The sequence below is a fragment of the Eudoraea sp. genome (assembly GCF_049665975.1).
Lineage (GTDB): Bacteria > Bacteroidota > Bacteroidia > Flavobacteriales > Flavobacteriaceae > Eudoraea.
In genome coordinates, this window is the sequence record NZ_JBATGR010000156.1 from 1 (window position 1) to 13,456 (window position 13,456).

Genomic DNA, 13,456 nt, shown 5'->3' on the forward strand with positions numbered 1-13,456 from the left:
CTTTAATGCTCCCTTTAGTAAATAAAGTGAATTCTGTGCTACCCCCGCCTACATCTATATAGAGATATGATTGATCCGTTTGAATAAGTTTTTTTAGATCCGTAGATGCAATTATTGAGGCCTCTTCTTTACCATTAATTAATTCAATGGCAATACCTGATTCTTTTAAGATCCTGGCAATAACTTTATTTCCATTACGTGCCTCTCGCATTGCCGATGTTGCACATGCCTTATACTTTTCCACACCAATAACCTCCATTAAAAGGCTAAAAGATTTCATGGTTTTTACAATTCTTTCAGTATTGAATTCAGATATTGCGCCTTTGGTGAAAGAATCTTCTCCAAGACGTACAGGAACCCTGATAAGTACATTTTTCCTAAATCTCGTTTCCTTATCCATTTCCTCAATAACATTATGGACCAACAACCTAATAGCATTGGAACCAACGTCTATTGCGGCAAATTTTCGGATATTCAATCTTTTAGGTTTTTAGAATTTATTTTGCGAAGGTAGTAATCATAAATAGCGAATTGAGAGCGCAATTTAGGTTGCCCATTTTTCTTATAAACATTATTCTGTTCCCCATTAAATATTCTTGCTTTAACATTGTCACTCCAGGAGATTTCAAAGGTCTCTATTAATTCCTGTTTTATGTCTTCATCATAAATTGGACAACCAACCTCCACCCTATTATCCAAATTACGTGTCATCCAATCTGCAGATGAAATATAGATTTTAGGGTTGCCGTTATTACCAAAAATAAAAACACGAGGATGCTCTAAAAATTTATCAACAATACTAATTGCTTCAATATTTTCACTCATACCCTCAATCCCCGGAATAAGACAACAAACACCCCTTATAATGAGCTGTATTTTAACACCAGCCCTACTCGCCTCATATAATTTATCTACCATTTCATAGGAGGTGAAACTGTTCATCTTTATTTTAATATAGGCCTCTCTGCCGAGTTTTGCAGACTGTATTTCATTGTCTATAAATTTCTTAAACAAACTTTTAGTATAATGAGGGGAAACGATCAGATGTTTGTATTTATATATTTTATAGGTAGTTTCAAAAAAATCGAAGACAATTTTGATTTCTTTTAAGATCGCTGCGTTAGCTGTAAACAGGGTGTAGTCTGTATATATTTTGGCAGTTGATTCATTAAAATTTCCGGTACTAATAAATCCATATCGCTTAATTAAATCGCCTTCTTCCCTTTCAATTACGCAAATTTTACTATGTACTTTCAGACCCGGGACTCCAAAGACCAGTTTTACCCCTTCAGCCTGTAATTCTTCCGCATAATCGATATTGGCCTGCTCGTCAAAACGAGCCCTTAATTCTATCTGCATGGTAACTTTTTTACCATTTTTCACTGCATTTATTAAGGATGCCGCTACTTGAGAATTCTTTGCAAGCCGGTATACAGTGATCTTTATACTTTTTACTTTTGGATCCAGAGCGGCTTCCCTAAGAAATTTTATAATATATGAAAAGGTATGGTATGGTGCATACATCAGGTAATCCTTTTCCGCAATTCGTTCCAATAAGCTTCCTTCCAGACTTAAGTCTTTAACCGGTAGTGGTGTGATCTTATCGTACATAAGATCTTGTCTTCCTAAACTTGGGAAGTCCATATAATCCCTTCTGTTATGATAGCGCCCTCCCGGAATCACACTATCTGTATCCTCAATACCCATTTTCCCTTTTAGAAATTCCAGGGTATCCCTGGCTATACTCTTATCATATACAAAACGAACCGGATCACTAATTTTTCTTCCCTGAACACTTGAAGATATTTTTTCTATAAATGTTTTGCTCAAATCATTGTCTATGTCCAATTCGGCATCTCTGGTAATTTTAATCATGTGTGCAGAAATAGCTTCATAATCAAACATAGGAAATATCCTGGCCAGACAAAACCGGATCAGGTCATCAAGTATAATGATGTAATTTTTATCTCCTTCCTTTGGCAATACAACAAAGCGGTCTATGCCTTTTGGAATTTCTATAAGTGCATATCGGTTCTCCTTTATCTCATTGTTTTTTTGGTCTTTTTTGGTATCCTTAAGAACCATTTTAATAGCCAGATAAGCTTCAGTATCCTTTAGAAGAGGAAATTGGTTAAGATCATTTAGAACTATAGTCATTAACTGTGGACTAAGCTTTTCTATGAAATAGTTTTTAACGAATTCAGCCTGACTTTCAGATACCTCAGTTTCATTGATAAGAAAAATTCCTTCCGCTTCTAATTCTTGCTCAATATCCCCATGAATTTCCAGGCTTTTACTTTGCTGATCTATTACAATTTTGGTGATTTCTGCTAACAAATCCTTTGCTTTTTCACCTCCTAAGGCACTTTTACCTTTCTTACCAGCCAGAACAATTCTTTTAATAGTAGCGTACCTTACTTTAAAAAATTCATCCAAATTATTTGAAAAAATACCTAAAAATCGAAGTCGTTCTATTAACGGAACATTTTTATCTGCACTTTCCTGCAACACACGATCATTAAACATCAACCAGCTTATCTCCCTGTTGATGTACTGATTTTTAGTTTTAATCATTATTTAAGTCGTTTTGGAATAAGGATATGTTCAGTAGTACCATTTTTAATCATATTCCAACTAGAGACATCAAAACTTATTTGCACCAAAGCGGAAGTTGGTACATTGTCCATAGCCTTGTTCCCCCACTGATTTACAATATTGGTCAGGGCATAGTTATGGCCAAAAATTACCACTTTATTGAGGTTATCATCCAGTTGTTTTACAAAGGACATTACCGACTCCCCGGAAAAGTCATATAGTTGATCAGAAATTTTTAATTTTTCCAAAGGATAGTTAAAAGTCCTTAAGAATATCATACAGGTATGAAGCGCCCTGCTTGCGGGGCTGGAATATGCTGAATCTATATCTTTTGATAGTCTTTTGAATTCAGCACTAACCAAATGGGCGTCATTAATTCCCCTCTCTTGTAAGGGCCTGTCCTGGTCGCTTACGCGATATTCCCAGGATGATTTCCCATGCCTGACAAAAATAACTGTTTTCATAATTTAAATAGTTTTATGGAGCCAGTCGCTCTATTTTCCAATCATAATCTGCTTGAAGTGTATACCGGATTCTATCGTGTAACCTATTATCCCTTCCCTGCCAAAATTCTATGGAAACAGGCTTAACAAGATAACCGCCCCAATAATCCGGACGTTCAATTTCTTTGCCTTTATATTTTTTTTCTAATTTCTTTAATTCAATCTCCAGGACTTCTCTCGACTCAATTACACTACTTTGATCAGATACAATTGCTCCTAGTTTACTGCCTTCCGGTCTGGACTCAAAATAACCATCGGAAAGATTTTCGGCTATCTTCTCAGCCTTTCCTTTAATAATAATCTGGCGTTCCAAATTGGGCCAAAAAAATGACAGGCAAACTCTTGGATTTACCTCGATCGCTTTGCCTTTTTCACTTTGGTAATTAGAATAAAAAATAAAACCCTCAAATGTATATTTTTTTAGGAGGACCATTCTGCTCTTTGGAAATCCATCCAGTCCCAATGTCGAAACCGACATTGCGTTCGTTTCATCCAAGCCGTCAGCAGCTTCAACTTCGTAATACCATTTCTGAAAAAGCTCCATAGGATTGTCCGATATAGCCTGCTCAGTAAGGTCGCTTTTATTGTATGATTTCCGATGATTCCCTAAATCTCTATACATTTTTTAGAAGACGAACATTAATACTACAAAGTTGGGGAAAAGATGTATAAAAGTGAAGTGTTATTGAATTTTTATAACATATGGATTAAGTATTAATTAATAGCCCGTCAATATAAACAGAAGTATGACCTGTATTTTCTATAAGTACCTAATATCAAATTTCAAAAGTCTTGCCATCATCAGCCAAATCAACATTATTAAAAACCGTAATAGCCTCCTCTTTGAAAGGTAATATAGATTTATACCTTGTTGAAAAATGTCCCAGGATTAATCTTAATACATTGGCTTCTTTTGCAATTGTTGCCGCCTGCATAGCCGTAGTGTGCTTTGTCTTTTTAGCCAAATGCGCTTCGCTTTCTAAAAAAGTGGCTTCATGATATAGCAGGTTGACATCCTTTAAAAGCGGTATTAGTTTTCTATTAAACCCTGTATCACTGCAATAAGCATAATGTTTGGGCGGAATGGGATCCAGGCTGAGTTCTGAATTTGCTATAACTGAACCATCATTTTGTTTTATATCCTTACCCTGTTTTATGGTCCGAAAATAGGCTTTGTCAATTTTATATTTTGCTGTTGCCAACACATTCAATTTGCGCTCGCCCGGCAGTTCGCTAAATAAAAAACCGTTAGTATATATTCTATGATCCAAAGGAATTGTTTTTACCCTTACCTTGGTATCTTCAAAAATAATTTTAGATTTTTTGGACGTTAGTTCGTGAAATATAAGCTTATAATTGGTCCAGGAATTGCCAAGCCTAAGAATTAAGGTAATGACCTGCTGAATTCCTTCGGGACCATATATATGCAGATCCTTTTCTCTACCCAATAGTCTAAATGTAGAAATAAGTCCCGGTAATCCAAAAAAATGATCCCCGTGTAAATGTGAAATAAAAATATGCTCAATCCTTGAGAATTTTATCTTATTCTTTCGCAGCTGTACCTGTGTTCCTTCACCGCAATCTATTAGAAAAAGGTGGTTCCTTATTTCTAATACCTGAGACGTTGGGTTAGTCAATGCTCTAGGAGTAGCTGCGTAGCAACCCAGAATATGCAGCTTCATTTTTGTTTCCTGGTTTCCAATTTATACATGCTGGCCTGTTTTGGTGTAAAATTGCTCTTTAATGTAAAGGCATAGGGACTTTCCCCATACGTATCAAGATATACAAGTCGCTCTTTCCCCTGCTGGGGAGTAGGATATTTACCAAATGGCACATACCAGCAGGCCATATGCATTTCTTTCATACTTGAGAACCATTCCTTTTTCCTTTTGAATATATTTTTGTGTTCAGACCTATAAGTAAAATTAAAAAGTGCTTTTGTTGATTGCCATACAGACATGTTAATAACAATATTAGCGTCATGAAAAATCTTAATAGCCGATTCGTTATTGTCCTCTGTAAACCGCCAGATAAAGCCCTCACTTGTTTCCGCCAATTCATTAATTCGATCCAGGTTATTAACAAAATCTGACATAACTGCACTGTCCAGCGGGGCCAACATGCGGGCAATATTAATTTGTGCAAGCTTATAATTCATTAATTAAAGGTCAAGGTCTCGTTCTATTTCTTCCATTTCAATAATATCCTTTGCTTCCTGGATTGTTGGGACCAGACTAATTTCATCTGGTACCTGATCATATTCCACTTTATTCGTGACCAACACAAAAGATTTCTTAGCAGCCCTGTGCTTATTTGATAGCTGAAGAAACTCCAGAACATCATTTGAAGAAATTTTAGAGAACGAAAACAAGTTAATAATTAAATGGTCATTTTTAATATTCCGATAAGATCTGTTTAGGTTCTCCATGAATTTTTTCAAGGAAATATTTTCCTGGTAAACGATTGTAGTATTACCTTGTTTATCAAAAATCATAATTCACTATTTAATTTTCGATGCCAATAAATATATTACCGCCATACGAATAGCTACTCCATTTTCCACCTGGTTTAGAATTATGGATTGTTTGGAATCGGCCACATCACTGGTTATCTCAACACCTCGGTTTATTGGCCCCGGGTGCATAATTACAATTTCTTTATCCAGGCCATCCAGAATTGCTTTATTGACTCCGTATTGTTGCGTATATTCCCTTGTTGTTGGAAAATAACTTATATCTAAACGTTCATTCTGAATTCGCAACATATTGGCCACATCGCACCAATTTAATGCCTTTATAAGATTGGACTCTACTTCGATCCCCAAAGATTCTATATATTTTGGAATCAAGGTTCTGGGGCCACACACCTTCACATTTGCACCCTGTAACTTTAGGGCAAAAATATTTGATAAGGCTACTCTGGAGTGAAGAATATCGCCTACAATAACCACATTTTTTCCAGTGACAACACCCAATTTTTCACGAATAGAATAAGAATCCAAAAGGGCCTGGGTAGGATGTTCATGTGCTCCATCACCTGCATTAACAATAGCTGCATCCACATGTTGTGAAAGAAAAATGCCCGCTCCGGGACTGGGATGGCGCATTACCACCATATCTACTTTCATAGATAGGATATTGTTAACCGTATCAATAAGTGTTTCTCCTTTCTTTACAGATGACTGTGCTGAGGAAAAATTAATTACATCGGCAGATAATCGCTTTTCGGCCAGCTCAAAAGACAGTTTGGTTCTAGTACTGCTTTCGAAGAAAATATTTGCAATAGTAATATCGCGCAGAGAAGGGACTTTTTTAATTGATCGGTTAATAACCTCCTTGAAGTGATCAGCGGTTTCAAAAATGAGTTGAATATCCTCTTCTTTGAGATATTTAATACCCAATAAGTGTCTAACACTCAATTCGCTCATATGTTCCCTATTTACTTACCAAATAAATAATATCCTTTCCATCGTTTTCTTTCCACATGACCTTTACCTTCTCTTCATTTATAGCATCTACTTGTCTGCCCCGGTAGTTAGGTTGAATAGGCAAATGCCTGCTAAAACGACGGTCAATAAGGGTTAACAATTCTATTTCCTTAGGTCTTCCAAAAGATTGGATAGCCGTTAAGGCAGCACGAATGCTGCGACCTGTATAAAGCACATCATCTATCAGAACAACTTTTTTGCCTTCCACCAAAAAATCAATTTTAGTACTGCTGGCTTCCAGGGTTTTTTCACCTCTTCTAAAATCATCCCGATAGAAAGTAATATCAAGGAGCCCCAGATTTATTTGTTTAACTCCGTAATCCTCTTTAAGAATTTTGGAAAGCCTTTGCGCAAGAAATATTCCACGTGGTTGTATTCCAATCAATGCGGTCTCCGTAAAATCTAAATGATGTTCTAAAAGTTGACAAGCCAGGCGGTGCAGTATAATGTTAATCTCTTTAGAAGAAAGCAATACTTTTTGACTCATGCGCTAGATAACATACTCTTTTCGAATACAAAAGTAGGGATTTCTCTTTAATATAGATGATGGATTGAAATATTGTATAGGTCTTTCTTCTTCTGTAGAATGGAAATACCCAATAAACAAAAAAGTCCTGACAAATATATCAGGACTTTTTCTTTACTACTAGTGATGCAGATATTTTAGAAACCTATTTTTTCTTATCGGCTTCCATCTTGTCTTTCAACGCTTGTAATTGCACATTGGCATCACCCAAAGTTGGTTTAGCCTCTTCTGCTGAAGCAGCTGCTTTCTTCTTAGCCGCTTTTACATTGCGTTGTTCCTCTTCTCTAAAAATAGAGGTATGACTTGCTACAACACGTTTGAATTCTTTGTTGAATTCAATAATCTTAAATTCAGCCTCTTCACCTTTAGTCAATTTCTTGCCATCTTCTTTTTCCATATGGCGTTGGGGTACAAAAGCAGTTATATCCTCATTAAAATCTATAACGGAACCTTTATCTACTATTTCAGAGATTGAAGCTTTATGAACAGTTCCCAGGGCAAATTCCTTTTCATATTTATCCCAGGGATTATCTGTAGTTTGTTTATGGCCTAAACTTAATTTACGACCTTCTACGTCAAGCTCTAATACTTCAACTTCTAGAGTATCACCAACTGTTACAAATTCTGACGGATGTTTTATTTTCTTGGTCCAGGAAAGATCTGAGATATATATTAATCCATCTATACCCTCTTCCAGTTCAACGAAAACACCGAAATTGGTAAAGTTTCTAACAATTCCTTCATGTTTGGAGCCAACAGGATATTTAGATGTTATATCGGTCCATGGATCTGGTGTTAATTGCTTAATTCCCAATGACATTTTACGATCTTCTCTGTCAAGGGTTAAAACAACTGCTTCGAGTTCATCGCCAACCTTTACAAAATCCTGTGCTGATCTCAAATGAGTTGACCAAGACATTTCGGAAACATGAATCAATCCTTCCACTCCTTCTGCAACTTCCAAAAAGGCACCATAATCTGCAATTACAACTACTTTGCCTTTTACTTTATCACCAATTTTTATTTCATCTCCCAGGGCATCCCAAGGATGTTTTTCCAATTGTTTAAGACCTAATTGAATTCTGGACTTATTATCATCGAAATCAAGAATAACAACATTGAGTTTCTGATCTAATTCCACAACTTCGTTAGGATGATTAATTCTACTCCATGATAGATCGGTGATATGTACTAAACCATCAACGCCACCAAGGTCAATAAATACACCATAGGAAGTAATGTTCTTGACTATACCTTCGAGTACCTGGCCTTTTTCGAGCTGACTGATAATCTCTTTCTTCTGCTCTTCAATATCTGCCTCAATCAATGCTTTATGTGAAACTACAACGTTCTTGAACTCATGGTTGATCTTTACAACTTTGAATTCCATAGTCTTGCCAACATACTGATCGTAATCCCGAATAGGTTTAACATCAATCTGCGAGCCAGGTAAGAATGCTTCAATTCCAAAAACATCCACAATCATTCCTCCCTTTGTTCTGCATTTTACAAACCCGGTTACCACTTCTTCTTTATCATGTGCAGCATTAACCCTATCCCAGGCCATAATAGTTCTGGCCTTTCTGTGCGATAATACCAGTTGTCCGCTTTTATCTTCACGGACATCAATAAGAACCTCAACTTTATCACCAATCTTAAGATCTGGATTATATCGGAATTCATTGAGCGAGATAACACCCTCAGACTTGGCATTAATGTCGATAATGGCTTCACGGTCGGTTAAATGAGTAACCACACCTGTTACAACCTCTTCATCGGCTGTATCCACAAAATTTTCTGTAACTAATTTTTCAAATTCTTCCAGCTTGGAATCTTCAACACGCTCTATTCCTTCTTCGTATTTCTCCCAATTGAAATTCTCCAAAAACTCTTTAGGATCCTGTTTTGGAGTCTCCGCTTTTTGTTCTTCTTTTACTTCAGTAGTCTCTACTACCTCTGTTATTGCTTTTTCTTCAGCCATGTGCTGATTAAATTTGTATTCCGTAGTACTTTCAGGAGTTAAACAATTCCTACAGAAGCTGTTATTTGATTTTTTTTAGTCCTTTCTTTTCTCCTGATTATTTGTAAAAAAGGAGTGCAAAAGTACAATTAAAATGTTGTTTTACAAAGTAGTGTGAGAGAAGGATTAAAATAAGCGTATAGATTTACATATTTATTGGTGAAACCCGAGGGTATTTTGTAACTTGGGTGTCACAAATTATAAAAATTAAAATAAACAAAATGAGTGTTAAAGCGAAATATCAGGCAGTCCTCAATTTAGGCGAACAATTGGGAATAAAAGATGGCAATGTAGTTGAAGCAGAAGGCGTATTAAAGATCAAAGGAGAGGCCAATACCCAATATGAAAAAGATCTAATTTGGGATAAAATAAAAGAAATTGGCGGTGAACATCCAACAGACTTAAAGGCTAATATCTCTGTAGGAGATAGCTCTGTGTATCATCGTCATGTTGTGAAAAGTGGGGAGTCTTTAAGTAAAATTGCAAAGCACTATTATGGAGACCCAATGAAATACAAACAGATTTTTAGTGCGAATACAAATATTCTGAAAAACCCGGATATTATTCATCCAGATCAGGTATTGATAATCCCTAATAACTAGTATCCTAGTTTATATAAAAAAGAACGCTTTTTAAGCGTTCTTTTTTTGTTTTTCAATGACCTGCAGCGCGTAATAGTGGATTCGTTCAAACTGTTCTTTTAAGCCCATGTCGCTATTGTCAAATTCAATGGCATCATTTGCTTTCAACAGAGGTGAGGATAACCTGTTTGAATCTATATAATCGCGCTCGCGAACATTTTTAAGTACCTCTTCGTAAGTTACCTTTTCTCCTCTTGAAATCAATTCTTTATAACGCCTGGATGCCCTTATATCAGGAGAAGCGGTCATAAATATTTTAAATTCTGCATCGGGAAAAACTACAGTTCCGATATCCCTGCCATCCATAACTATGCCTTTTTTCTTTCCCATTTTACGCTGCATACTTACCAATTTTTCTCTTACCTCCGGGATTACTGAAATTTTGCTCACCTCTTTAGAAATGGGCATACCTCTAATTTCCCGCTCCACATTTTTCCCGTTGAGAAACATTTCAGAATAGCCCAATTCCCTGTTAAATTGAAATTTTAGTTTCGCTTCTGGAAGGAGGTCAATAAGTTTATTATGGTCAATATTTGCATTCTCTATACATTTATTTTCCAAAGCAAATAGGGTAATTGCCCTGTACATAGCTCCTGTATCTACATAAATATAATTTAAAACCTTAGCCAGTTCTTTAGCAATAGTACTTTTCCCTGTTGACGAATAACCGTCAATTGCAATTGTAATCTTTCCCATACGATAAAAGTAGCGAGAAATGAATAAAACCCAAAACTAAAAAAGGCCCTCTTTACTTGGTTTAAGCATAAAAGGGCAATTTAGTGTCACGAATATTAGTTATAGTTTCTTGGCGTTTTTTACTTTTTGGTCCGTAATGGCCTCATCTATTACCTCGCTCATATCTGTTACATAATGAAAAGTTAGACCTTTTAAGTATTCTTCTTTTATTTCAAGAATATCCTTTCTGTTCTCTTCTGACAGTATTATCTCCTTTATCCTGGCTCTTTTAGCTGCAAGTATTTTTTCTTTTATACCACCTACAGGTAAAACTTTACCTCTCAAGGTTATCTCACCTGTCATAGCCAGGCTTTTTTTGACCTTTTTCTGGGCAAATAAAGAAACTAATGAAGTGAGCATGGTAATGCCCGCACTTGGGCCATCTTTGGGTGTTGCTCCTTCCGGCACGTGAATATGAACATTATACTTTTCAAAAACTTCAGGGTTTATGCCAAAACTTTCAGCATTAGATTTTATATACTCCATTGCAATGGTGGCAGATTCCTTCATTACTTTACCTAAGTTCCCTGTTATATTAAGCGTACCCTTTCCTTTAGACAAAATAGATTCTATAAAAAGAATATCACCCCCTACACTCGTCCAGGCCAATCCGGTAACAACTCCTGCTATGTCATTATTTTCGTATTTATCGCGTTCCATCCTCGGCGGACCCAATACTTTCTCAACATCAACATTACTAATTTTCACGGTATATGACTCTTCAATAGCAATTGATTTGGCCGCATACCGGACCATTTTCGCTATTTGTTTTTCCAGACCACGAACACCGGATTCACGGGTGTATCCTTCAACAATTTTTTCCAGCTGACGTTTCCCAATTTTCAAATGTTTCGATGAGAGTCCATGCTCTTTAAGTTGTTTGGGTAGCAAATGCCGTTTGGCAATTTCCACTTTTTCTTCAATGGTATAGCCGGTAACATTTATTATCTCCATTCTATCGCGCAGGGCAGGCTGAATAGTAGATAGATTATTAGCTGTTGCAATAAACATAACCTTAGAAAGGTCATATCCAAGTTCAAGGAAATTATCGTGGAATTCACTGTTTTGCTCAGGATCTAAAACCTCTAACATTGCAGAAGACGGATCTCCCTGATGACTAGCTCCTAATTTATCTATTTCATCTAAAATAAAGACCGGGTTGGAAGTCCCTGCCTTTTTAATACTTTGTAAAATCCTGCCGGGCATGGCTCCTATATAAGTCTTACGATGACCTCTAATTTCAGCTTCGTCTCGCAAACCACCTAATGACATACGTACATATTCCCTGCCTAATGCTTCAGCCACTGATTTCCCCAGGGAAGTCTTGCCAACCCCGGGAGGTCCATAAAGACAAAGAATTGGAGATTTCATATCATTTCTAAGCTTAAGCACCGCCAAATATTCAATTATTCTTTGTTTTACGTCCTCTAGTCCATAATGATCCCTGTCTAAAATTTTCTGAGCCCGCTTAAGATCAAATTTATCCTTAGAATATGCATTCCATGGTAAATCCAGGAATAAATCCAAATAATTCCTTTGAATAGAATACTCCGCCACCTGCGGATTCATGCGTTGCATTTTGGCCAATTCCTTTTCAAAATGTTCGGCCACTTTTTTATCCCATTTTTTACTCTTGGATTTGACCTGCATTTCATCAATTTCCTCATCATAAGAAACGCCACCAAGTTCTTCCTGAATAGTCTTCATCTGCTGATGTAAAAAATACTCACGCTGCTGCTGGTCCATATCACTGCGAACCCTGGATTGAATATCTTTCTGAAGTTTTAATTTTTGAAGCTCCACATTCATATATTTTAATGCGGCAAGTGCCCTGTCCTGCAGATTAGGAATCTCTAGCAAGGCTTGTTTATCTTTTACATCAAGATTAAGATTGGAAGAAACAAAGTTTATCAGGAAAGAATTACTTTCTATATTCTTTATCGCAAAGGAAGCTTCACTAGGGATGTTAGGATTATTTTTGATGATTTTTAATGCCAGTTCCTTTATCGAATCAATGATAGCCAGAAATTCCTGATCACCGGGCTCGGGTCTAACCTCATCTGCTTCTCGAATTGTAGCTGTCATATAAGGGTTCTCCGTGAGGACCTCCGTTATCTCAAATCGCTTTTTACCCTGTATTATTACCGTCGTATTACCATCGGGCATTTTTAATACCCTTAAAATTCTGGCTACAGTACCTAGAGAATTAATATCCTTAATCGCGGGGTTTTCAGTCTCCTCATCCTTTTGAGAAACAACTCCTATAACCTTCGATCCTTTATTAGCGTCCTTAATCAAATTTATTGAGGTATCTCTTCCGGCCGTAATTGGTATTACTACACCGGGGAATAATACGGTATTTCGAAGAGGTAAAATAGGTAAAACCTCAGGTAAGCTTTCATTATTCATTTCCTCTTCATCCTCAGGAGTTAATAATGGTATTAATTCAGAATCTTCATCAATTCCTTGTAACGTCATATTGTCAAATTTTGAATAATTGGAATATCCCATATCATTATATTCGGTCATTCTGTCATTTTAGGACAGACTTTCTATTATTATGTTCCACGTATACTCTATCAATTGATACGCCTTTAGGCGGAAACGACCTAAAATACACGCTTTTCTACTTCTTTAGGACAATTCTTGTGCCAACAAATAGATATTTTTCCAAAAAAAGTGTAACATTCCTTAAATTATTAGATCTTTTATATAAAGCATTTACTTTTTGAGCCAAAATAAAGTACATACTGAAGCCTTGTTACAATTGTGTCTGGAAGGTAGACAAAGTGCACAAGTGGAAATTTACAATCGCTATTACAAAGCCATGTTTAATACGGCATTTAGGATAGTAAAAGACAGTGCAGAAGCTGAAGATGTTATGCAGGAATCGTTTTTAAGTGCTTTCACGAAACTGCATACGTTTAAAGGCGATGTTACTTTCGGTGC

Annotated in this window: 13 protein-coding genes and 1 pseudogene; 2 read left to right on the top strand and 12 right to left on the bottom strand. The window is 36.4% G+C overall.

Annotated elements, in window-relative coordinates:
• The 10 genes and pseudogenes from WBN20_RS05840 to rpsA all read right to left on the bottom strand — a co-directional run.
• Positions 1-478, bottom strand: a pseudogene (locus WBN20_RS05840) (exopolyphosphatase); the annotation flags it as partial.
• Complete coding sequence (gene ppk1, locus WBN20_RS05845) at positions 475-2,574, bottom strand: polyphosphate kinase 1 (RefSeq protein WP_424281049.1); 2,100 nt, start codon at positions 2,572-2,574, stop codon at positions 475-477. The pseudogene WBN20_RS05840 and the gene ppk1, both read right to left, overlap by 4 nt.
• Complete coding sequence (locus WBN20_RS05850; protein WP_424274194.1) at positions 2,574-3,059, bottom strand: SixA phosphatase family protein; 486 nt, start codon at positions 3,057-3,059, stop codon at positions 2,574-2,576. The genes ppk1 and WBN20_RS05850 overlap by 1 nt, the downstream gene beginning before the upstream one ends.
• A 13-nt stretch (positions 3,060-3,072) precedes the next feature.
• Positions 3,073-3,720: a pyridoxamine 5'-phosphate oxidase gene (gene pdxH, locus WBN20_RS05855; RefSeq protein ID WP_424281050.1), complete on the bottom strand. Its 648-nt coding sequence runs from the start codon at positions 3,718-3,720 to the stop codon at positions 3,073-3,075.
• Positions 3,721-3,874: 154 nt separating this feature from the next.
• Positions 3,875-4,780: a ribonuclease Z gene (locus WBN20_RS05860; protein WP_424281051.1), complete on the bottom strand. Its 906-nt coding sequence runs from the start codon at positions 4,778-4,780 to the stop codon at positions 3,875-3,877.
• A complete protein-coding gene (locus WBN20_RS05865) occupies positions 4,777-5,256 on the bottom strand; it encodes a DUF3291 domain-containing protein (protein ID WP_424272980.1) in 480 nt (159 codons plus the stop codon). Before WBN20_RS05865 ends, WBN20_RS05860 begins: the two co-directional genes overlap by 4 nt.
• A gap of 3 nt (positions 5,257-5,259) precedes the next feature.
• Entirely contained in the window at positions 5,260-5,592 is a 333-nt protein-coding gene (locus WBN20_RS05870; RefSeq protein WP_424281052.1) for a ribonuclease Z, read from the bottom strand.
• Positions 5,593-5,598: 6 nt separating this feature from the next.
• Complete coding sequence (locus WBN20_RS05875; RefSeq protein WP_424281053.1) at positions 5,599-6,525, bottom strand: aspartate carbamoyltransferase catalytic subunit; 927 nt, start codon at positions 6,523-6,525, stop codon at positions 5,599-5,601.
• Between the two features lie 7 nt (positions 6,526-6,532).
• Positions 6,533-7,072, bottom strand: coding sequence for a bifunctional pyr operon transcriptional regulator/uracil phosphoribosyltransferase PyrR (gene pyrR, locus WBN20_RS05880; RefSeq protein WP_297707044.1), 540 nt, complete (start codon positions 7,070-7,072; stop codon positions 6,533-6,535).
• Positions 7,073-7,256: 184 nt separating this feature from the next.
• Positions 7,257-9,092: a 30S ribosomal protein S1 gene (gene rpsA / locus WBN20_RS05885; protein WP_424274191.1), complete on the bottom strand. Its 1,836-nt coding sequence runs from the start codon at positions 9,090-9,092 to the stop codon at positions 7,257-7,259.
• A gap of 260 nt (positions 9,093-9,352) precedes the next feature.
• Here rpsA and WBN20_RS05890 point away from each other — a divergent pair, with 260 nt between their 5' ends.
• Positions 9,353-9,733 (top strand): LysM peptidoglycan-binding domain-containing protein, encoded by a 381-nt coding sequence (locus WBN20_RS05890; RefSeq protein WP_424271487.1) that lies wholly within the window; start codon positions 9,353-9,355, stop codon positions 9,731-9,733.
• A 30-nt stretch (positions 9,734-9,763) separates the two neighbouring features.
• Here WBN20_RS05890 and cmk read toward each other — a convergent pair whose 3' ends face one another.
• Positions 9,764-10,468 (bottom strand): (d)CMP kinase, encoded by a 705-nt coding sequence (gene cmk / locus WBN20_RS05895; protein ID WP_424271486.1) that lies wholly within the window; start codon positions 10,466-10,468, stop codon positions 9,764-9,766.
• 99 nt (positions 10,469-10,567) lie between these two features.
• A complete protein-coding gene (gene lon, locus WBN20_RS05900; RefSeq protein WP_424281055.1) occupies positions 10,568-13,018 on the bottom strand; it encodes an endopeptidase La in 2,451 nt (816 codons plus the stop codon).
• 217 nt (positions 13,019-13,235) lie between these two features.
• On the opposite strand from lon, the gene WBN20_RS05905 reads away from it, so the two are divergent.
• On the top strand, positions 13,236-13,456 hold a 221-nt coding region (locus WBN20_RS05905), incomplete at its 3' end, for an RNA polymerase sigma factor (RefSeq protein ID WP_424281054.1).